This is a genomic window from Ekhidna sp. (genome assembly GCF_965212185.1).
In the GTDB taxonomy this organism is placed as follows: domain Bacteria; phylum Bacteroidota; class Bacteroidia; order Cytophagales; family Cyclobacteriaceae; genus Ekhidna.
Genome location: NZ_OZ243102.1, coordinates 169,683 through 190,351 on the forward strand (window position 1 = coordinate 169,683; position 20,669 = coordinate 190,351).

The 20,669-nt window shown below is 37.3% G+C and carries 16 protein-coding genes; 10 read left to right on the forward strand and 6 right to left on the reverse strand.

Features of this window, described 5'->3' with window-relative positions; translation table 11 throughout:
- The first annotated feature begins 13 nt into the window (after positions 1 to 13).
- Genes purD through ACOMC3_RS00695 form a run of 3 tightly spaced genes read left to right on the forward strand, consistent with a single transcriptional unit; the run spans position 14 to position 2,962 of the window.
- Complete coding sequence (gene purD, locus ACOMC3_RS00685; protein ID WP_420317594.1) at positions 14 to 1,297, forward strand: phosphoribosylamine--glycine ligase; 1,284 nt, start codon at positions 14 to 16, stop codon at positions 1,295 to 1,297.
- A gap of 52 nt (positions 1,298 to 1,349) precedes the next feature.
- On the forward strand, positions 1,350 to 2,498 hold the full coding sequence (locus ACOMC3_RS00690) for a PSP1 domain-containing protein (protein ID WP_420317595.1): 1,149 nt from the start codon (positions 1,350 to 1,352) through the stop codon (positions 2,496 to 2,498).
- Positions 2,495 to 2,962 (forward strand): gliding motility lipoprotein GldH, encoded by a 468-nt coding sequence (locus tag ACOMC3_RS00695; RefSeq protein WP_420317596.1) that lies wholly within the window; start codon positions 2,495 to 2,497, stop codon positions 2,960 to 2,962. Before ACOMC3_RS00690 ends, ACOMC3_RS00695 begins: the two co-directional genes overlap by 4 nt.
- Before the next feature lie 57 nt (positions 2,963 to 3,019).
- Here the strand turns inward: ACOMC3_RS00695 and ACOMC3_RS00700 are convergent, their stop codons facing one another.
- Together ACOMC3_RS00700 and ACOMC3_RS00705 are read right to left on the reverse strand one after the other, a co-directional pair.
- Positions 3,020 to 7,015 (reverse strand): AAA domain-containing protein, encoded by a 3,996-nt coding sequence (locus ACOMC3_RS00700; protein ID WP_420317597.1) that lies wholly within the window; start codon positions 7,013 to 7,015, stop codon positions 3,020 to 3,022.
- A gap of 3 nt (positions 7,016 to 7,018) precedes the next feature.
- A complete protein-coding gene (locus tag ACOMC3_RS00705; RefSeq protein ID WP_420317598.1) occupies positions 7,019 to 7,741 on the reverse strand; it encodes a ComEA family DNA-binding protein in 723 nt (240 codons plus the stop codon).
- A 92-nt stretch (positions 7,742 to 7,833) separates the two neighbouring features.
- Between ACOMC3_RS00705 and hemA the strand changes: the two genes are divergently transcribed.
- The 4 genes from hemA to ACOMC3_RS00725 are packed head-to-tail and all read left to right on the forward strand — an operon-like array spanning position 7,834 to position 13,615.
- On the forward strand, positions 7,834 to 9,084 hold the full coding sequence (gene hemA / locus ACOMC3_RS00710) for a glutamyl-tRNA reductase (protein WP_420317599.1): 1,251 nt from the start codon (positions 7,834 to 7,836) through the stop codon (positions 9,082 to 9,084).
- 27 nt (positions 9,085 to 9,111) lie between these two features.
- A complete protein-coding gene (locus ACOMC3_RS00715) occupies positions 9,112 to 11,247 on the forward strand; it encodes a WG repeat-containing protein (protein ID WP_420317600.1) in 2,136 nt (711 codons plus the stop codon).
- Positions 11,248 to 11,270: 23 nt separating this feature from the next.
- Positions 11,271 to 13,247 carry a PAS domain S-box protein gene (locus ACOMC3_RS00720; RefSeq protein ID WP_420317601.1) on the forward strand — a complete coding sequence of 659 codons (1,977 nt, stop codon included), beginning with the start codon at positions 11,271 to 11,273 and terminating at the stop codon, positions 13,245 to 13,247.
- Positions 13,247 to 13,615, forward strand: a complete 369-nt coding sequence (locus ACOMC3_RS00725) for a response regulator (RefSeq protein WP_420317602.1) — start codon at positions 13,247 to 13,249, stop codon at positions 13,613 to 13,615. Before ACOMC3_RS00720 ends, ACOMC3_RS00725 begins: the two co-directional genes overlap by 1 nt.
- Here ACOMC3_RS00725 and ACOMC3_RS00730 read toward each other — a convergent pair.
- Positions 13,612 to 14,214 carry a ribonuclease HII gene (locus ACOMC3_RS00730; RefSeq protein ID WP_420317603.1) on the reverse strand — a complete coding sequence of 201 codons (603 nt, stop codon included), beginning with the start codon at positions 14,212 to 14,214 and terminating at the stop codon, positions 13,612 to 13,614. The genes ACOMC3_RS00725 and ACOMC3_RS00730 overlap by 4 nt on opposite strands.
- Positions 14,215 to 14,341: 127 nt before the next feature.
- Between ACOMC3_RS00730 and ACOMC3_RS00735 the strand changes: the two genes are divergently transcribed.
- Together ACOMC3_RS00735 and msrA are read left to right on the forward strand one after the other, a co-directional pair.
- Positions 14,342 to 16,690, forward strand: coding sequence for a TonB-dependent receptor (locus ACOMC3_RS00735; protein WP_420317604.1), 2,349 nt, complete (start codon positions 14,342 to 14,344; stop codon positions 16,688 to 16,690).
- Between the two features lie 89 nt (positions 16,691 to 16,779).
- Positions 16,780 to 17,415, forward strand: coding sequence for a peptide-methionine (S)-S-oxide reductase MsrA (msrA, locus tag ACOMC3_RS00740; RefSeq protein WP_420317605.1), 636 nt, complete (start codon positions 16,780 to 16,782; stop codon positions 17,413 to 17,415).
- Between the two features lie 32 nt (positions 17,416 to 17,447).
- Here msrA and ACOMC3_RS00745 read toward each other — a convergent pair whose 3' ends face one another.
- From ACOMC3_RS00745 to pnuC, 3 genes are read right to left on the reverse strand one after another with little or no spacing between them, the layout of a single operon-like run.
- Positions 17,448 to 17,963, reverse strand: coding sequence for an AAA family ATPase (locus ACOMC3_RS00745; protein ID WP_420317606.1), 516 nt, complete (start codon positions 17,961 to 17,963; stop codon positions 17,448 to 17,450).
- The gene (locus ACOMC3_RS00750; RefSeq protein WP_420317607.1) at positions 17,956 to 18,384 is read right to left on the reverse strand and encodes an endonuclease domain-containing protein; all 429 of its coding nucleotides are present in this window, start codon (positions 18,382 to 18,384) and stop codon (positions 17,956 to 17,958) included. The genes ACOMC3_RS00745 and ACOMC3_RS00750 overlap by 8 nt, the downstream gene beginning before the upstream one ends.
- The gene (gene pnuC, locus ACOMC3_RS00755) at positions 18,374 to 18,988 is read right to left on the reverse strand and encodes a nicotinamide riboside transporter PnuC (RefSeq protein ID WP_420317608.1); all 615 of its coding nucleotides are present in this window, start codon (positions 18,986 to 18,988) and stop codon (positions 18,374 to 18,376) included. The genes ACOMC3_RS00750 and pnuC overlap by 11 nt, the downstream gene beginning before the upstream one ends.
- Before the next feature lie 181 nt (positions 18,989 to 19,169).
- Between pnuC and guaB the strand changes: the two genes are divergently transcribed.
- Positions 19,170 to 20,639: an IMP dehydrogenase gene (gene guaB / locus ACOMC3_RS00760; protein ID WP_420317609.1), complete on the forward strand. Its 1,470-nt coding sequence runs from the start codon at positions 19,170 to 19,172 to the stop codon at positions 20,637 to 20,639.
- Positions 20,640 to 20,669 lie beyond the last annotated feature (30 nt).

Below are 20,669 nucleotides of genomic sequence, written 5' to 3' on the forward strand. Positions count from 1 at the left end.
AAAAACACACTCAATGAACATTCTAATCCTTGGTTCCGGAGGTCGGGAACATGCACTAGCCTGGAAAGTAAAGCAAAGCCCAAAATGCGGCAAAATTTTCATTGCACCTGGAAATGGAGGAACCCATAAAGTGGGTACAAATCTCGATTTTGATCCGAAAAATTTTGATCAAGTAGAAGAGGCCATTCGAACTCATGAAATTGAAATGCTAATTGTAGGCCCGGAAGATCCTTTAGTAAATGGCATTGTGGATCACCTCAGGTCAATCAAGGATTTTAAAAAACTAAAAATAATAGGTCCTACCGCTAAGGGAGCGATGCTGGAAGGAAGTAAAGAGTACGCCAAAGAGTTCATGAAAAAATATGGCATTCCTACAGCAGATGCCAGAATTGTCACCAAAGACAATCTGGAAGAAACGGTAAAGTACATGGAGCGTATGGAACCTCCTTATGTTTTAAAGGCTGATGGACTTGCTGGGGGGAAAGGTGTAATAATAACTGAGGAATTAGAAGAAGCGAGGAAAGAATTACGAAACCTTATTGAGAATAGGAAATTTGGATCGGCCAGTGAAAAGGTTCTTTTAGAACAGTTTTTAAAAGGTATTGAGGTTTCCTTTTTTGTAATAACCGATGGTAAAGATTACAGAATACTTCCTGAAGCCAAGGATTACAAACGAATTGGTGAAAAAGATACAGGCCTAAATACAGGAGGTATGGGAGCGGTCTCTCCAGTGGTGTTTTCCGATAGAGCATTTAAAGACAAAGTCAATCAACGGATCATTAAGCCTACGGTGGGAGGTCTAAAAAAAGAAAAAATCAACTACTGCGGATTTATTTTCTTTGGCCTCATTAATGTAGGAGGAGATCCATATGTGATTGAGTACAATGTAAGAATGGGAGATCCTGAAACTGAAGTTGTACTGCCAAGAATAAAAACAGATTTTCTTGAATTACTTATAGCAGCCGCTGATAAAAACCTGGTCGATACTGAAATTGAGTATGAGCGGTTTACAGCTTCTACGGTAGTCTATGTAAGCCGTGGCTATCCTGAATTTTATGAGAAAGGTCATGAAATATCCATAGGTGATATTCGAACTGTATTACCATTTCATGCAGGCACTACTATGAAGGACGGCAAACTTGTTACCAATGGAGGAAGAGTGATTGCCTTAACGGGGCTCGGTAAGAATTTAGGTGAAGCGTTAAGTAAATCGTATGCAGGTGGTAATGAGGTAAGTTGGGAGGGGAAAAAGTTTCGTCAGGATATTGGTTTTGATCTAAAAGAGCTCGGTCAATAATTTCATGTCATCCAATCTTCAATTTCCTAAAGATATCTATTAGATTACGGCTATGGGATGCGCTAGTTGTGGTACAGGAGGATCCGCCGGATGTAAAAATAATGGCCATTGCAGCACTGGTGGTTGCAATAAATTGAACGTATTTGACTGGTTGTCAAATATGGATGTACCAGCCATGCATCGATTTGATGTAGTTGAGGTTCGATTTAAAAATGGGCGAAAAGACTTCTTCAGAAATTTAAAGAAACTGGATATAGTTACTGGAGATCCGGTAGTTCTAGATGTACCAAATGGCCACCATATTGGATATGTATCGCTGCAAGGAGAACTTGTACGACTTCAGATGTCTAAGAAAGGTATTAAAGACGATGATGAAGTAAGGGAGATCTATCGCAAAGCGACTTCTCGAGATATGGAACGATGGGATGAAGCAAGGAATCGTGAAGACTCAGTGATGTATCGTACAAAGGAGATTATTCAAGATACAAAACTGGAAATGAAACTTACAGATGTAGAGTTTCAAGCGGACGGCACCAAAGCGACATTCTTTTATTCAGCTGAAAGTAGAGTTGATTTCAGAGAGCTCATTAAGATTTTAGCAAGCGAATTCAAAATTCGTGTTGAAATGCGTCAAATCAGTGTTAGACAAGAGGCGGGAAGAATCGGAGGGATCGGAGTGTGCGGAAGAGAACTTTGTTGTTCTACATGGTTAACTGACTTTAAAAATGTGAGTACATCTGCGGCTAGGTATCAGAATTTATCACTTAACCCTAGTAAACTTTCTGGTCAATGCGGAAGGTTAAAGTGTTGCCTAAACTATGAGTTAGATACTTACATGGAGGCACTATCTGACATTCCTGAAGTAGAAAAACCAATTCAGACACAACGAGGAGTAGCAAAACTCCAAAAAACCGATATTTTTCGAAAGATCATGTGGTTTGGTTATGACGATGATAATAACTGGCACGCTGTAGATATAGAAAGGGTAAAAGAAATACAGAAACTCAACGAAAAGGGCATGAAGCCAGCATCTTTACAAGAAGACGAAATAGAGGTTGAATTGGCAGACACGAGCTCAATCAACAGTGATCTGGAGGCCATGGACAGGAAATTCAGTGGCAAAGGGAAAAAGAAGAAGAAAAGGAATAAGTTTAAAGGGAAGAAACCAAAACAGAAAAATCCGAATAATCCAAACGTATGAGATATCTGGCTATTATTTTTATTTTCATCATAGCTACATCTTGTGACTCAAATAGAGTTTATGAGGACTTTAATGATATGGAAGAAGCCTTCTGGCATCAGGATTCTATTCAATCATTTTCTTTCAATATCGAAGACACATCAAAGTCTTATGTCTTAAAATCTTCTTTTAGAAATGCCTCATCCTATCCTTTCTATAATTTGTATTTTCAATATACCCTGGCGGACTCAACAGGAAATGTACTTGTCCAAAGATTGCAAGAAGTAGATCTTTTTAATCCTAAAACAGGTGAGCCTTATGGAAGCGGTTTAGGAGATTTATTTGATCATTCCTTTCCTTTAGAAGAAAACTATTCTTTCCCTTATAGCGGAGAGTATACCCTTTCTTTTGAGCAATATATGAGAAGAGATACATTGCCTTTCATTTTATCTGTAGGTGCAAGAGTGGAGTTTGCCAAACCATAATCATTCAAGTTGATCAAAAACTTATTTCATAAGAGATATGTAAATAGGCGATGATACCTAGTTGGAATATAGGAACTTTCTCATTTTTTCTTTCGCACTTTCAGGATCAAGCCAAAACTCTCTGCTATGAAATCTCACATGTGGCCAATTCTTCATCTTTAGATGAAAATGCTGAAATGCATAGATCTGCTTTGGAGAAAGTGCCTGATAATAGCGCTCATCATCTGTAAGTATTAACCCCGTATAGATTTTACCCTTTCTAACAGAGAGATCCGCGAAAGGTAATTCTTTGGCAAGCTCATAGCCATCAAATTCATGAAATGATTTCTCTTGAATTTTATTTCTCAAAAACCAGTCAACGTTATGTTCTTCATAGGCTGGAAGATGAGGGGTCCATTTCCCAATGCTTATATTCCAAGCATATTCCAGATATTTTTTTAACAGTTTCGGACCCTGGTTTTTGGTGTCTTCAGTTTTTAAAATTTGAGGAAGGATGCTACTTACAACCAGCACTTTTTCTTTAGCTCGAGTGATCGCCACATTAAGTCTGTTCTCTCCACCCTCAACATTTAGACTACCAAACTGAACTTTTAACTTCCCTTTTTTATCAGGAGCATATCCAATACTAAAAATGATGATATCTCTTTCATCTCCCTGAACATTTTCAATGTTTTTCACAAAAAGCGATTCTGGCAATAAAATGCTCTTCTTTGCAGATCTTTCCTCGAGGAGGTCTAGAATAAATCCTTGCTGACGATAATTGAAGGTTACGATCCCAATGTCTTTTTCCGGATGATTTTTAATTAAGCTTAAAGTCTGAGCCACTACTTCACTAGCTTCTAACTCATTCATGCCGTCTTCCCAAATTCCGTTGGTCTGTATATACTCAATAGCTGGTTCATCTTTGTTTACGAATGAATAATCAGGAAGTAATCTTAGTTTACCATTATAAAAATGTTCATTTGAAAAATCGATTAGCTCGAGAGACTTACTTCTGTAGTGACCTGCAAGGCTTACTTGTGGAAGGTAATGGTTTGTAAGATCTAGAAGTGAATCTATGGCTAATTCAGGCAAATCATCCTCTTCATCGTCCCATCTTACTCGATAAAGATCACTAGGCTGCAATTGCATGCTGTCACCAGCCACAACGATTTGCCTTCCTCGGTACATAGCAGGTATACCCCTTTCTGCAAAACATTGAGATGCCTCGTCAAAAATCACTAAATCAAACATCTCACGCATTGGAAAAATAGCTGAGGCACTTTCTGGTGAACACATCCAGCAAGGAAGAAGAGTGAACAGCTCTTCGGAGAATTCGGAAATAACTTTTCTTATGGGCCAAATTCTGCGCTTTTTAGTAACCTGATGCTGAAGATCCCTAAAAGTCACACGATTTTTTAATCGATTGTATTCAATGTTTTCATATGTTTTTTCACGCGACTTTAACAATAATATCTCCTTACTCGCAAGGCGTTTTGTTTCTATCTGATCCCTCAATTCATCTGCATTAGCATCAAGCTTTCCTGAGGCAACATTTCTTAAGTCAGGATACTTAGATTCGATATGATCAATCCAAGCTAGCGCTAGGCTATTCTTAAAAAACTCAATCCCATCATCAATATTAGCCGCATCGCTCGAGGTTATTTCATATAGAACCTTTTCTTCCTCTCGAGATATTTCGGACTTCAATTGATGGTATTCACAGATGGCATCAAAGTCTTTCTTGAGAAGTTTTTCAAGCTTATGTGGATCTTCTTTCTTTAAAATGATGGCTCTGATCTGATGAATATTAATGTATCTTTTCCATAAAGTGAGTTGTTGTGGGATTTTGTGAACCAATGAGATGAGATGATCAAGCCTTTTGTGATAGTTTTTATGATCAAGTTTACCAACAGGAATGTATTCATTCAAAGATCTGATAGTCTGACCAACCATAAACATATTGAGTCCCATCTTCTGCCAATAAAACCAATCTTGTAAATCGATTTTTCTGAAACCAGTTGGAAAATTATGAAGCCATGGATTTTCCTGAATCAGTGAAAGTGAATGCTCAAAATTTAGCCTGTTATCCACACGTTCTACAAGAACTTTGAATCCACGTTTGTTGCTTTTAAGGTCATTAGCAACGATTATTCGCTTTAGGAAAGTCTTTTCTTTTGAAAAGACGCTCCACCTAATCCAGCTAAAGGGATTTTTTCTTGCCCGCATAGCTGATTGAAGTACCTCTTGGAATCTACCTAATTGCTCAGATTTTAATGTACTTTCCAAACCAACACCACGAAAGCACGCCATCATAGTACGCTCAGTTTGCGAAAGCCAGTTTAGTTCTTTAGTTGGAGCATCAGCATGAAGCTGTTGGTAAACCTTAAATACAACGCCCTCCTTCAAACCCTCATAGAGTTCGATGAGCTCCGGGAGTTTGCTCGAAAGGTAGTTACCTATTTCAAAGTCAACAGGTTGCGAACAAAAGTTTTTAGAAGTATCAATCAGCATCTGATTAAACGCCGGCACTTCATGAAGTACATCCTTTATTTTTATTAGATCACTTGTCTGAAATTCTGCGAAGGAGGGACCCCTGGACCAGAAATGAGTTCTTTTTTCAAACTTATCAAAATAGGAAAGATAGGTTTTAAATTTTCTTATCGTCTCATCAAGGGTAGAAAAATGAAAGGCGCGGTACTCAAGATTCATACTGAAGCTCGGGAGATCTGGGCTACTTGTGAGATATAATTCCTTTGCTGATTTCCCACACTCTGATTCGTCAAAAAGAGCTTCTCTAAATTCTTGCAGTTCTTCTACGATTTGGTCTATTCTTCTGCTTGCTTGTAAAAAGCTTCGTTCTAATTGAATAGCATCCAGACTATTGTTTTTCTTTTCGTATACTTCTACTGATTCAATCTGTTGATCAATTTGTTCATAGATAGGTTTACGATCATTTTTGAAGTCATGCACCAATGCAACAAAATCATGCATTTCTTTTTCCTTCAACCGTTCATACACAACATCCAGTGCAGCTTTCTTCTGGCAGACCAGCAATACGTTTTTGCCACGGGCAATGAAATCACAAATGAGATTGCTTATAAGCTGAGATTTGCCTGTTCCAGGAGGTCCCTGAACCACCAATGAGTTTCCTTTCTTGATTTCTTTTAAGGCATGCTCTTGATATGCATCTAATGGAAAAGGTGTGAATGTGTTCTCTTCATTGACACGATCGAAAAGCGCAAGTTGATTTTCATTTTCTTGCTGCACTTTTTTAACAAAAAACTCTTCAAGATCAGTCTCCTTTTGATCCTCAAGAAGTTTGACATAATCAGGAACTAAATAGGATCCAGATTGTGGAAAAATTCCTAAAACAGCATGAGGAAATAATTTGAGTTTGCCGGTCTTTTCAATGCCTTCAAGCTGAGATTTTTTAAGATCGGGAAAACTCTTGAGCTCGTCTGCGAAGTTGTCTTGATTAAAGTGTATTTCTACTCCACTGTTTTTTAAAAGTTCGTAAAGCTGTGTTCGAAATACGGTAGCATCTCTGTCATAATCATCTATGACAGTCTCAATGAGCCCTTCATCTGATTGTGTGTCATTATAATATGCATATGCCAGTAAAAATGATTTGTTAAGTGTAATGTTGACATCTTCTCTTCTCGACAAATACCATTCATTACCCTCTTTCTCAATTGAGACAGGAAAAAACAGCAATGGACATCTTACTAAGGTCTCATCAGAGAATTTACCTTTTACAAATGGCCATCCAATGTATAAATCTTTAGCGCCCCTTTCTTCGAATATAAATTTTTCAATTCTCTTGATCTTTTTTAGACGTACACTGAGATCGTTTGTCGATTTATCTCGACTATCAATTTCTGAGCAAAGAGGAATCTTTTTTTGCTTCTCAATCAGGTTTTTTATGATTCCGAAACTGGCTTCATTTTCGGCATAGTCAAAGTCATGAACATCAATGAACTGATCCTTCAATAATCGAAGAAGTAACAATGATCGATTGTTGCCAGATAAATTACTTAGACGTCTTAGATATGACTTTAAAACTTTTTGCATGGATTATTCCAAATATGGTTTTAATCTCATGAAAGTACGCTCATCAAGGGCTTTTATTTTCAATAGGTCATCAGCTGAATTTATATCTCCATGTTCTTTTCTATAATTGACAATTACTTGAGCAAGATCATATGAAATGTATGGATGCCTTGCAAGATATTTTATTGAGTCATTATTGATATTTAATTGAACAACCGGAGCATCAATTTTAAAGGACCTGAGTATGTTTTTAATGACAGGTTCTTTCAACCCATACACTTCGTAAAGCTGGGTAGTGTCTGAAAACCCACCCAAAAGATCACGATATTTAATTATTCGTTCTGAAAATGTTGGCCCTATTCCTTTCACTTTTTGCAACTCACCTGCTGTTGCTGTATTAATATCAAGAACAATTGATTTCTTATTATCAATATTTTTTTTGATGTTATTCTTTTCAGGATACTGCTTTTTTATTTGAGTGTTATCAACAACTTTTTTTAACTCTGAAATATCCTCTTCATCATAAGTTTCCGGTTGCCGCACAGAATATGAGTTATGTACCTCATTTATCCATGCTATTGCGGAACTATCTGGTGTAATTACTAATTGATCTTTGAAATAGGAAATTCTAGTTTGAGTAGAAATTATCGCTAGTAATATGATAAATATCAGTACTATTGTTCCTTTTGCTTCTGTCTTTGTAAAGCCAAGGCCTCTGGAAATAGCTTTTATTATAAATTTCAACATTATTTAAAATGATTCTAAATAAGAATTGCTTGATTTTTATCAGGGCCAATATACCAAACCCACTGTTATTTTTGCATTCCTAATTGATTGAGATGGAAGGATTTAAGGCTTTAGGACTATCATATAAGAATGCACCGATTCATGTTCGAGAGCAGTTAGCTTTTAATGAATTGGAGGCAAGCCAGTTTCTTACAAAACTTAAGGAGGTTTTCAATATTGATGAAGCCCTCCTGGTATCAACTTGTAACAGAACTGAATTATACTATACATCCGAAACTGATGTAACAAAGGGTCTGATCGGTCTTATTTCAACGTTCAAGTCTCTTACAAAAGATCTTTTACTGCAGTATCTTAATGGTTATGATTCACAGGAGGCTGCTAAACATCTATTCAGAGTTTCGTTAGGTTTAGAATCTCAGGTATTAGGAGACATACAAATTAGCAATCAAGTAAAGAGGGCTTATCAGAAAAGTGCAGACCTTAATCTTGCAGGACCTCATCTCCACCGCTTAATGCATACCATCTTTTTTGCTAACAAAAGGGTGGTACAGGAAACTAGACTTCAGGATGGAACGGCTTCTGTAGCTTCTGTAGCTGTGGATTTAATTGGAGGGTTTATCCAAAAGATAGAATCTCCAAGAATAGCTTTGATCGGATTAGGTGAGATTGGTCAAAATGTGCTTGAAAATTTAAACTCTGATGATGCTTCTATCACGCTTGTTAATCGCACAAGATCGAAAGCAGTAAAGCTTGCTGAAGGGAAGGACATATTAGTTAGTGATTTTGAAAACCTGGATCAGGTGATTGCATCGAATGATGTAATCATTTCAGCAGTGTCCACAAAAACACCTATAATCTCTTCTTCAAGCCTTAAGTCTGGTGTAATTCATAAATTAATGATCGACTTATCTGTACCTCGGAGCATGGATGATGATCTTGAAAATGTTCCGGGAATCTCTCTTTATAATGTGGATCAACTTACTGAAAAAACATTAAAAGCCAGAAAGACGAGAGAAAAGGCGATTCCCGATGCTGAAAGAATTATAGTAGAAGAACTAAGCAGTTTTAACAAGTGGAAGACCGAAATGGAGGTATCTCCAACGATTCAAAAGTTAAAGAATGCTTTAGATCAAATAAGGAGAGAGGAATTAGCAAGACATAAAAAATTATCAGAAAATGAAATGGAGCTGCTCGAGGTTGTAACTAAGAGCATGATCCAAAAAGTTATTAAGCTGCCGGTATTACAACTTAAGGCGGCATGCAAGCGAGGAGATGCGGAAACTTTGGTTGGGGTGCTTAATGACTTATTTAACCTTGAATCCGCTGAAATAGAAAAAAAATAGACCCACTTTATATTTGTTGTGGGGCATATGCGGAATCTCATATCAATTTTATGTGTATTAATCAGTTCGGCTATTGTAGCTGATGATTTCACCGTCTTTGAGAAAGATGGCTATTTTGGCATTAAAGACCAGACGGGCAATGTTACTGTTCCAGCAGTGTATGAAAAGCTAGGATGGTCTGATGGATCCAATCGGGTAATAAATGGTGTAATAGGTTTTAGAAGAAACAATCTTTGGGGACTAATAACCGCAAGAAATAAACCTCTAACCGGGCAGAAATTTTACACGATTCAGCCATTCGATAATTCTTATATAAAAGCTTCGATAAAAGGGAAATTCAGCAATCATTTGTTTCACGGAGTTCTTGATTCCAAAGGCAATACAGTTATTAGTTTCAATTACTTCACCATTGAGTCAATTGGTGCAAATTGGCTGGTAAGTGATTTTGATGGAAAGAACAGATATTTTGGTATTGTTTCATTTCAAAACGAACTCATTGTTCCTACAAAATATCATTCCATAACAGAACTTAATCGGTTCTTTGTAGCACGAAAACAAAATGGAAAAATAGATTTATTTGGGATTCAGGGGAACACCCTGGAACTTGGTTTGGATTCATTGAAATTCAACCAAGGCTACCTTGTATACCGAGATGGATACGCAGGATTTTTGTCTACTTCGGGGGACCTAATTCATGATTTTAGTTACAAAACTATTAATCTGGATAATAATGAAATTAAACCTATTCCCTTCCCAAAGTGGACCATTTACAAAAATAGGACCGAGATAATGAAATGGGAATGTGATTCCCTTACAGCCAGTTCTAATAAACTTTTGATAGCCTATTTGAATGGAGCACAACATTTACTTTTAAAAAATAATACCGTACTTGATTCTCGTGATTTGATCCTTAGAGATTTTCAAAACAATCAAATGGTAGTTCAGAATAGCAAAACCAGGAAATGGTCAATCTTGGATAAGACTGGTTCTGCCATCCTTTCTAATTATGATTCGCTTTTCTTTCATAATCACACATACGCTGCTTTAGATAAAAAGGGATGGTGGATATTCGATTCAACAGGTCACCGACAAACTCGATTCTCACTGCAAGAATTAAAAAGGGGTGTAAATGATCAATACATTGCCAAAAGGAATAACCAATGGGGTATTCTAGATCTTGAAAAAGACGAGTTGAGCGTTTTCAAATATGATCTAATAACAAGCGCAAACGACTTTTATTTGGTCGATTATCTCAATATGACGGGACTAATGGAGCAAGACGGCAAGTGGCTAATTAGGCCGGAATATCATGAGATCAAATTGTTCAATGATCTTTTCGTTGGAAGAAAGGGTGAAGGATATACCTACTTTAATCAATCTAAACCTTTATTTAAGTCTACGTATATCCCAATTAAGGATTTAGGATCTAATCTTCTCATAAAAAGTGATCACGGTTACGGCCTTCTAAACCAATATGGAGAACTATTAGTGATTCCTATTTACAATGAAATTAGGATGATCGATGACTATTATGAATTATCAAGGAATGGAATTTCTACTCTTATCACGATCACAGGAAATACCATTATTGATCAAAGTGACAACTACCAACAAGTTTTTGAATTTGGTGAAAAATATTTTGTTGTGATGAAAGAAAGTAGGTGGGGGTTTGTCGATGAAGAAGGAAGATTAAGAATTAGTAACAGATACGATAGTGCCAGAATGTATCAAAATGGGTTGGCTCCAATAAAATTGAGAGAAAAATGGGGGTTCATTGATAAAAATGAGACAATAGTTGTGCAACCCTACTACGATGAAGTTTACCCCCACCAAAATGGTATAGCGATTGTCAGAGTAGGAAAAAAGTTTGGTTTGATTGATTTGGAAGGCGAGGAAGTCGTAGAGCTAAATTGGCGTTCTATTTACCGATTAGAAACAGGTAACTATATTGTGGAAAATATTGAAGGTAAGTTTGGACTGTTGGATAAGTCTGGCAGGTTTATATTGAGGCCTTCATTTGAATATTTAGAAGATTTTGGAGATCAAATTTTGGTCTTTAAAAATGGATTTTGGGGAATTCTGGATTATTCTGGAAGACCTATTTTTAAGATTAACCATAAAGAAATCAAGGTGTTAGGAGATCTCACCATGATTAAAATCTAATTCTTGATTCTTTATATCAACGTATGGCAACCAGCATTGCAGTAACTATGGATTTTAACCAATTATTGGAATCCGTCAATCAGAATATTAGCGAAGCAGTATTCAGGAGTGATAAAGACGGATTGATTTATGTTAATAATGCTTTCATGAAGATGTTTGGCTATTCCTCGGATGAGGAGCTAAGGCAACTTTCAATAGCAAGCATGTACAAAGACCCACGTGATCGTACTCGCTTGATTAATAAGCTGAGTGCAGACCATTCATATGAAAATGAGGAAGTTACTTTCTTAAGAAGAGATAAATCTGAGTTTGTAGGGTTAGTAAGCACGATTATGCATAAGGGGGAAAGTGGGGAAACCTATTGGGATGGAGCGATCAGAGATGTGACGCGAGAGAGAGACTTTCTCAATAAAATCAGGTCAAGAGAGCAATTGCTTGAAAGCATCAATAAAAATATAAATGAAGCCATATACAGAAGTGAGAGCAGTAATGGCATCATTTACGTCAATGAAGAATTTATCAGGATGTTTGGCTATGATTCTGAGCAGGAAATCATGGAAATGGATCCTATGGATCTATACAAAAACCCATCTCAAAGAGCTGAAATTGGGGATGAAGTTCTTAGTAAAGGATCAATAGAAAACAAAGAGGTAGAGTTTCGACGTAAAGACGGAAGTACTTTTTGGGGCTATTTGAATTCTATTAAAGTAAAAGGGGTCGACGGAAAAGTTTATTTTGATGGAGCTGTAAGAAATATTACACGAGAGAAAGAGGCGGAGCAAGCCCTTATGAAGTATGCTGAAATGCAGCGTATTCTAATAAATCTATCCACAAAATATATTGATCTGCCCCTTGAAGAAGTCGAGCAGGCAATCAATGACTCATTGAGAGAACTTGGAATATTTGTAGGTGCAGATAGGTCCTACGTTTTTGATTTCAATCTTGAACAAGGCATTTGTAGCAATACGTTCGAATGGTGTGCCAATGGAATAAGTCCAGAAATTCAGAACAATCAGAATTTACCCCTTGAAATTATGCCAGAGCTCGTAAGCGCTCATCTTAAAGGTGTTCCCATGATTGTAAGTGATGTAAAAGAGGTTGAGAAGGAGGATTTTAAAAATTTATTGACAGACCAAGGCATAAAAAGTCTGATTACAATGCCAATGATTCACAACAAAGAATGTGTTGGATTCGTCGGATTTGACTGGGTCAGCAAGCTTCATTCTGCAAGTGAAAAGGAAGTTATCCTTCTTGAGCTTTTTTCAGAAATGTTGGTTAACATCAGAATCAGATCACAAAATGAGCGTGAACTGCGTAAACTATTCGACAAGACCATTGAGCAAAATCAACGATTAAAGGATTTTTCATATATCACATCTCATAATTTCAGATCTTCTGTTGCCAATCTTGTAGGATTACTTTCAGTAATTGAAGATGATCCTGGCAATAAAGAATATTTTGATATGCTGAAATCTACCGCACTCAAGTTGAACTTAGCAATTGATGCTATTAATGATCTTCTAAATTTTGAAAAAGACATATCTACTCTTGAAAAGGAAGAAATTAATCTTCGAGGAGTGATCGAAGATATCATTCTGTTGAATAGAAAATCAGCAACTGATAAGAACATAGAATTTGAGGTTGACATTGCTAAAAACCTGACACTCCGCATCTTACCAGCTTATCTTCAGAGCATTTTACACAATTTGATAACTAATGCAATGAAGTATGGAGTGACTGAGGATCAACGAAAAATTAAAATTTGTGCAAAAAAAGAATCAAAAGGAGTACTTTTATCGGTAGCAGACCAAGGAAGGGGTATCGATTTGAAGAGATACAAAGGTAAAATGTTTCAGCTTGGGTCTAGGTTCCATGCAGATGAAGAAAGTGGACATGGAATGGGACTTTACATGACCAAACAGCAGGTAGAAGCTATAGGAGCTCGTATTGAGGTCGAAAGTGAACTAAACAAAGGCACAATATTTAAGGTATATTTTTAATGCATAGTGCAAACAAAATATTACTAGTAGATGATGATCCAATATTCTTGACCTTAGCTGAGCTCGCAATTAAAAAAGAGCATGCTACTGTAGAGATTTTTAAAGCAATGAATGGAGAAGAAGCTATTAAATTTCTGCAAAAGCAAGCAGTAGATATAATCTTCCTAGACTTAAATATGCCTGTGATGAATGGTTGGGAGTTTTTAGAAGCCTTCCCGACAGTTGAAAAAAACGGAAAGCGTATTTACGTATTGACTTCCTCCATAGATCCCTCTGATCAAAGAAAGGCCGATGATAACCCGTTTGTTACATCTATGCTTGAAAAGCCCCTCGACCGATCAAAAATTGCTCAAACGCTAGCATCCTAATCTGGGAACAATTCCAATTGACTTGGTAAAAGCTGAAAACTCATTCTGTGATGAGGGGTACTCCCATTTTCTTTAATTCCATCGCGATGGGCTCTGGTAGGGTATCCTACATTAGTTTCCCATCCATAGCCAGGAAAGTCAATGGCTAGTTGACGCATCAGGTCATCTCGATAGGTTTTTGCTAAAATTGATGCAGCTGCGATTGATAAGAATTTGCCATCACCTTTAATGATACATTCATGAGGTATTTCATTGAAAGGTTTGAATCTGTTACCGTCGATTAACAATAACTCTGGGGTTATTCTTAGCTGTTCAATTGCTCTGTGCATGGCCAGATAGCTTGCATTAAGGATATTGATTTCATCAATTTCTCCAGGTGACGCAACACCAACACTCCATGCCAAGGAGCCTTTTATTATATCCTTTTTTACTTCAAGTCGCTGCTTTTCACTTAGTTGTTTAGAGTCATTGAGTACTTCATGTGAAAAGTCTTTTGGAAGGATGACAGCAGCGGCGACCACAGGACCAGCCAAGCAACCTCTACCTGCCTCATCACAACCGGCTTCAATTTTCTCTTCTTGAAAGAATGACTCAAGCATTTTTCAAAATTATATAACCAACACTTTAAATAAGATGAGGGACCACTTAAATAAAAATGTTATCAAAATGAAGCCTAATGAAAATTTTTGCGTCTTCTAAAAAGTCACTACTCAAAATGCGTTACTAATGATTAAAATACTTTGCAGTATTACAGGGATACTATGGCTCCTTTCAGCTTACTCACAGTCACTTACACAAACAATTAAAGGCCAAGTCACAGATGAACAGTCTGGAGCACCAGTAATTGGTGCAACTGTTCTCATTCTAGAGAGCGACCCTCCAATGGGCGGCATTACCGATGCAGAAGGATTCTTTAAAATTGAAAATGTTCCGATTGGCAGACAATCAATAGGAATTTCATACCTAGGATATGAGCCCATCACTATTCCAAATGTTCTAGTGGGAGCTGGTAAGGAGGTTGTTGTTAATGGTAAGCTTAGAGAATCGTTGGAGCAACTTGATGAAGTAGTTGTTACAATCTCAGAGCAACAAAAAGGTCAACCTAAAAATGAACTGGCAACCGTTTCAGCTATTTCGCTTGGAATGGATGAAATAAGTCGATTTCCCGCTACTTTTAATGATCCTGCACGTGCAGCATTGATGTATGCAGGAGTTCAGACTGGAGGAGATGATTTACTAAATGAAATTGTAATTAGAGGCAACTCTCCGAAAGGTATTTTATGGCGCCTGGAAGGCGTGGAAATCCCAAATCCAAATCATTTCACGTCTATTGGATCATCCGCAGGTGGGATTAGCATGCTTAGTAACAATATGCTGGCCAATTCAGACTTCTTTACAGGAGCCTTCCCATCACAATATGGAAATGCAACCTCCGGAATTTTTGATCTTCAGCTTAGGCAGGGAAATTTCGAGAGACATGAGCATACTGTACAGCTTGGATTGTTGGGAGTAGCAGCAGCTTCAGAAGGGCCAATGGCAGGAAATAGTAGAGCTTCCTACCTTTTCAATTACAGGTATTCAACATTAGCAATGCTGACCCAATTAGGTCTTGAGATTCTTGGGGAGCAGGAGGAAATCAACTTTCAGGATCTCTCTTTTAAAATAAAGGTACCAAGTAAGAAAATAGGTACCTTTTCTTTTTGGGGATTGGGAGGAAAGAATTCATATCGATTTTTGCCTGACTTAACAAATGGAGACTGGGAAAATGATCGTGAAGATCAAACCACAGCTGTAGCCGGGATGACTAATGTGATTTATGTTTCTGATGATTCATTTTTTGAAACCATCGTTTCTACTTCATACAATCTGATTACTAATAAGTACGATTCATTGGAACAACTGACCTACGAGGAGCAGGATTTTGTAGAATCGCAACTTCGTTTTTCTACGTTTTACAATCATAAGCTTTCGGCGCGTCATACACTCAGGTTTGGTGCAATTCTTAGTAGACTATCATATGATCTGACAAATACTTATTGGGATAGAGAAAACGAAGTATACATGACTCCTCTTGATGAAAAAGATCATGCTGGATTCTATCAAGCTTTTGGAAATTGGCAAATACGAACAAGTGATCAGTTCACCTTAAACACTGGATTGCATTTTTCTCATTTTGCTTTGAATGGTAAATCTTACGTGGAACCAAGATTGGGATTTAAATGGGATAGAGGAACACACACATTTTCAGGTGGCTTAGGTATGCATAGTAGGATGGAGACAGTGGCGCTCTATACTGCACGACAGATCACAAGTGATGGAAGGATCGTTCAAAACAACAAAGACCTTGGCTTCACTCAAGCCTTACACGCTGCAATAGGCTATGAAAAAATGCTGAAACCTAAGCTGAGATTCAAATCAGAGATATATTATCAATACTTGTTCAATGTACCTGTCTGGCCAAATGATACAACATCTAATCATAGACTTCTTACGTTTTCTGCTTTGAATACATTTGATGGGTATACTCCAGATGAACTTGCAAATGATGGCACAGGCAAAAATTACGGACTTGAATTTACGTTGGAACAATTTTTATCCAACGGATTTTATATGCTAACTACCACATCGCTTTATCGGTCACTTTACACAGGTTCAGATGGAATAGAAAGAAGCACTCAATTTGATGGAGGATATATTTTCAATTTCCTGGCTGGCAAGGAATATAAAGTTGGCAGGAATGGAAATAATTCAATAGGAATAAATGGTAAACTGATTTTTGCCGGTGGAAAGAGACAGGCTCCAATTAATGTCTCTGCCTCTATTAATGAAGGTAATACGGTATATCGATATGAGGATAATTATGGGCTTAAACTAAACGGATATTTTAGAATGGATTTTGGAATTAGCTACAGGAAAAATAAGAAAAGAACCACCTCTGTGATATCCTTAGATATTCAAAATTTAACTCAACGGGAAAATGAATTTTTTAGATATTATAATATAAGAGGAGGTGGAATTGAATCAGAAGCTCAAATCAGTTTTTTTCCAAATCTTAGTTATCGAATAGAATTTTAAACATCTGAATTGTAAGCATGGTTACATTGTTGATATATACAGCATCTGTTTGATGTGATGTATCGTACATTCTATAAAAATTCACTGATATGAAATATTTTGTACTAATAGCAAGCTTCATTTTATTAAGCTGTCAAACCCAAGGGAATGAGAGTAATAAATCACCCAAAGACGTTTCAGAAATTAATTATCAAGCATTGGATACCGCCACATTTGCTGGCGGCTGTTTTTGGTGTGTTGAGGCTTCTTTCGAGCAGATACAAGGAGTTATAGAGGCTGTTTCAGGATACGCTGGTGGGAAAAAGTCGACTGCAGACTATCGATTAGTTAGTTCAGGTAGAACAGATCATGCAGAAGCAGTGCAGGTTTATTATGATCCTTCAGTGATCGATTATGAAACTCTCTTAGAGATTTTCTTCACGGCTCATGACCCTACTCAATTAAATAGGCAAGGTCCTGATGTTGGGACTCAGTATCGATCTGAGATTTTCTATCACGATGAGGAACAAATGAAGCTCGCCGAAGTAAAGATGAATGAGCTTGCTTCTGAGTTTACCGATCCTATCGTTACTAAATTAAGCAAGCTAGAAGGCTTTTATAGGGCAGAGGAGTATCATCAGGATTACGAAGAAAAAAATCCTAACAATGGCTATATCGTGAATGTATCCCGTCCTAAAATCGAGAAAGTAGCCAAGAAGTTTAAGGATCTATTGAAATCAAATTAACCTTTTTTTGTGTCTTTTGAAGGGCTGTGGATTTATCTAAAAAAGTCCTCAATCGCATCTACGGCGCACTTCTTACGTTCTCCTTCAATACCTGAAACAATGGAAAAAGGAAGGTCATGTTCTATTAGATAGTTTTTGTAGATATCAAAGAAATGTTTGCGCATATTTGGGTGCTCTCGTTGTGGATCTGGTATCCAGGGGATATCAATATTATTCAGCAAGTAAAAATCGTATGTTCGAGAATTGAGTTGCTCTTCAATCCATTCATCTGTACTTCCAAATCTGTGATCACTCCATATTTTGATCACAATCAAGTTTGTATCACATATCAAATATTGATTGGCATAAGTGGCTTTTTCATCTTCCCACGATAGTTGACCTTCAGCAATCGCTTTAAGATCGTGTTGTTCATAATCTCGATCTAACCGATCAAGATAGAAACGTGCATATTCTGGTACCCATTCTGTGTCATAATGTCTAGCAAGATGTTGACAAAGCTCACTTTTACCTGTGGATTCCGGTCCAAGAATGGCTATTCTCTTAATCATTTTCAGCTGTTAACTCACCCCTGAAATTTTGGAGAAATTTCTTCCCCTCTCTTTCAAGAGAGGGGTTAGGGGAGAGTTCTTTTTCTAATCTGTCAGACACTTTATCCCAGTTTTTAAGGACATCTTCATTTGAAAATCGAACAATTGAATAGCCCATACTTTTCAAAATATCTTCACGAATTCTATCATATTGGACTTGAAGTTTATGGATGTTTCCATCTAACTCTATAATGAGTTTCTTTTCGAAGCAAAAAAAATCTGCTATGAAATAAGATCTACTTTCATGTTCAATTATATACTGTCTATTGATTTTGCAGTTTAAAAACTTACGATTCCTTTTTTTTGCCCAAAAGTAAGCCTCAGCTTCAGTTTGATTCTTTCTCAGTTCTCTAGCAAACGCTTTGATTTTGCTATAATTCATTCTCACCCATTAATAATTTTCTCTTCCACGATAACCATCCAAGTACGGCGATATAGGTAAAGACCATGAATTGAAAGCTTGTAAATGGCAGACCTTTGTATATGTATAGAGGTATAGCAATTAAATCACATGCAATCCAGAAAAGCCAGTGCTCAATCTTTTTCAATGCCATTAAATACATTGCTGTGATCGCCAATCCAGTCGTAATTGAATCCAAGAGTGGGACATTACTGTCAGTAAATTTTATCAGCAAGATGTATATAAAGATCGTTGCAAAAATGAAGGTGGATATATTAATGATATGCCCCCATCCGGAACTTCTGGTAATAGGGATTTGACTTTTCCCTATATCTTTTGTGTTTTTCCAGTTCCACCAACCATATACACTCATTAAGAAATAGTAAGCATTAATCCCGGTTTCAGCATAAAGTCCATATTCATAAGTCAGATAAATGAATATAAGCACGCTAACTATCCCAAAAGGATAAACCAGAATTTTTTCCTGCTTGCTAAACCAAACACTCAAAATGCCACTTGTAACAGCAATAAACTCGAGCCAGGTTGTCTCAAGCAATTGATCATAAAATGAACTCCATATCTCCATAATATTGATATTATAAAAGGAATGTTTGCACAAATCAACAATTTGTCACTGACTTGGCTCAATAAGTAGAATAAGCCATGCTTATCCGTTTTGTAAAAATATGTCTTGTCATAGTACTTATTCTAAGTATCCGACATAATTTTGCACGGCAAATAATCATTCCAGTTCAGTATTATTTGCCATGACGACAAACGAAAAATTCATCTTTGAAGCACTTACCTACGATGATGTGCTTCTTCTCCCTGGTTATTCAGAAGTTCTTCCACGAGACACAGACACATCAGCTCAGATTACTCGAAATATTCGATTGAATATTCCATTAGTTTCTGCTGCTATGGATACCGTTACTGAAGCTAAGCTGGCAATCGCCATGGCATTAGAAGGTGGGATTGGTATTATCCATAAAAACATGACCATCGATCAGCAAGCCATTCAGGTTCGAAAGGTAAAGCGATCTCAAAGTGGAATGATACTCGATCCAATCACACTTCATGTGGATGCAACCGTGAGTGATGCCGAGGCAATCATGAAGGAAAATAAAATTGGAGGTATACCTGTCGTTGATAAAGATGATAAGCTCATTGGCATTGTAACTAACAGAGATTTACGCTTTGAAAAGAAGCCAAAAAAGCCGGTGAAGGACATCATGACGAAAGATAATCTGATCACAGCAACTGCAGAGGTAGGACTGAATGAAGCTGAGGCAATCCTTCAGGAATACAAGATTGAGAAACTTCCTATTGTCGATAAAAATGGGAAGCTGACCGGCTTGATTACCTATAAGGATATTCTTAAAAACAAGGATCGTCCGAATGCTTGTAAAGATGAATATGGTCGATTAAGAGTGGGTGCGGCAGTGGGGGTAACACCAGATATAGAGGATAGAATTGCAGCATTAGTTAAGGCCGGTGTTGATTTGGTGTCAATTGATACGGCGCATGGTCATTCAAAAGGAGTGATCGAGATGGCAAAAAGAATTAAAAAGGCATTTCCTGATCTGGAAACAATTGTAGGAAATATAGCTACAGCCGAAGCAGCTAAAGCATTGGTAGAAGCAGGTGCAGATGCAGTAAAAGTTGGAGTGGGGCCAGGAAGTATTTGTACCACACGAGTAATTGCAGGTGTAGGTGTTCCACAGCTTTCAGCAGTTTATGAATCATCTCAGGCAATTAAAGGTTCCGGCGTTCCAATCGTAGCAGATGGAGGCATCAGATTCTCTGGTGATGTTGTGAAAGCATTAGCTGGAGGAGGAAATACGGTTATGATAGGTTCACTACTTGCAGGTACAGAAGAAGCACCAGGTGAAGTGATTCTTTATGAGGGAAGGAAATTCAAATCATACCGAGGCATGGGCTCAGTGGAGGCCATGGAAGAAGGATCAAAAGATCGTTACTTCCAGGATGCTGAAGATGATATCAAAAAGTTAGTTCCTGAAGGAATTGTTGGTCGCGTACCATTCAAAGGATCTGTTCAGGAAGTACTCTATCAAATGGTTGGAGGACTAAGGGCAGGTATGGGATACTGTGGCGCAGGAACAATCGAAGATTTACACAAAGCAAAATTTGTAAAAATTTCAGCTGCCGGTTATGCCGAGAGCCATCCGCATGATATTCATATCACACGAGAAGCACCGAATTATAGTAGGAAGTGATTTAGATTTTAAGATATTAGACTTTAGACT

Excerpts from the sequence above, each read along its gene's own strand:
- purD (WP_420317594.1), top strand. The coding sequence starts at position 14 with ATGAACATTCTAATCCTTGGTTCCGGAGGTCGGGAACATGCACTAGCC.
- ACOMC3_RS00690 (WP_420317595.1), top strand. The coding sequence starts at position 1,350 with ATGGGATGCGCTAGTTGTGGTACAGGAGGATCCGCCGGATGTAAAAAT.
- ACOMC3_RS00695 (WP_420317596.1), top strand. The coding sequence starts at position 2,495 with ATGAGATATCTGGCTATTATTTTTATTTTCATCATAGCTACATCTTGT.
- ACOMC3_RS00700 (WP_420317597.1), bottom strand. The coding sequence starts at position 7,015 with ATGCAAAAAGTTTTAAAGTCATATCTAAGACGTCTAAGTAATTTATCT.
- ACOMC3_RS00705 (WP_420317598.1), bottom strand. The coding sequence starts at position 7,741 with ATGTTGAAATTTATAATAAAAGCTATTTCCAGAGGCCTTGGCTTTACA.
- hemA (WP_420317599.1), top strand. The coding sequence starts at position 7,834 with ATGGAAGGATTTAAGGCTTTAGGACTATCATATAAGAATGCACCGATT.
- ACOMC3_RS00715 (WP_420317600.1), top strand. The coding sequence starts at position 9,112 with ATGCGGAATCTCATATCAATTTTATGTGTATTAATCAGTTCGGCTATT.
- ACOMC3_RS00720 (WP_420317601.1), top strand. The coding sequence starts at position 11,271 with ATGGCAACCAGCATTGCAGTAACTATGGATTTTAACCAATTATTGGAA.
- ACOMC3_RS00725 (WP_420317602.1), top strand. The coding sequence starts at position 13,247 with ATGCATAGTGCAAACAAAATATTACTAGTAGATGATGATCCAATATTC.
- ACOMC3_RS00730 (WP_420317603.1), bottom strand. The coding sequence starts at position 14,214 with ATGCTTGAGTCATTCTTTCAAGAAGAGAAAATTGAAGCCGGTTGTGAT.
- ACOMC3_RS00735 (WP_420317604.1), top strand. The coding sequence starts at position 14,342 with ATGATTAAAATACTTTGCAGTATTACAGGGATACTATGGCTCCTTTCA.
- msrA (WP_420317605.1), top strand. The coding sequence starts at position 16,780 with ATGAAATATTTTGTACTAATAGCAAGCTTCATTTTATTAAGCTGTCAA.
- ACOMC3_RS00745 (WP_420317606.1), bottom strand. The coding sequence starts at position 17,963 with ATGATTAAGAGAATAGCCATTCTTGGACCGGAATCCACAGGTAAAAGT.
- ACOMC3_RS00750 (WP_420317607.1), bottom strand. The coding sequence starts at position 18,384 with ATGAATTATAGCAAAATCAAAGCGTTTGCTAGAGAACTGAGAAAGAAT.
- pnuC (WP_420317608.1), bottom strand. The coding sequence starts at position 18,988 with ATGGAGATATGGAGTTCATTTTATGATCAATTGCTTGAGACAACCTGG.
- guaB (WP_420317609.1), top strand. The coding sequence starts at position 19,170 with ATGACGACAAACGAAAAATTCATCTTTGAAGCACTTACCTACGATGAT.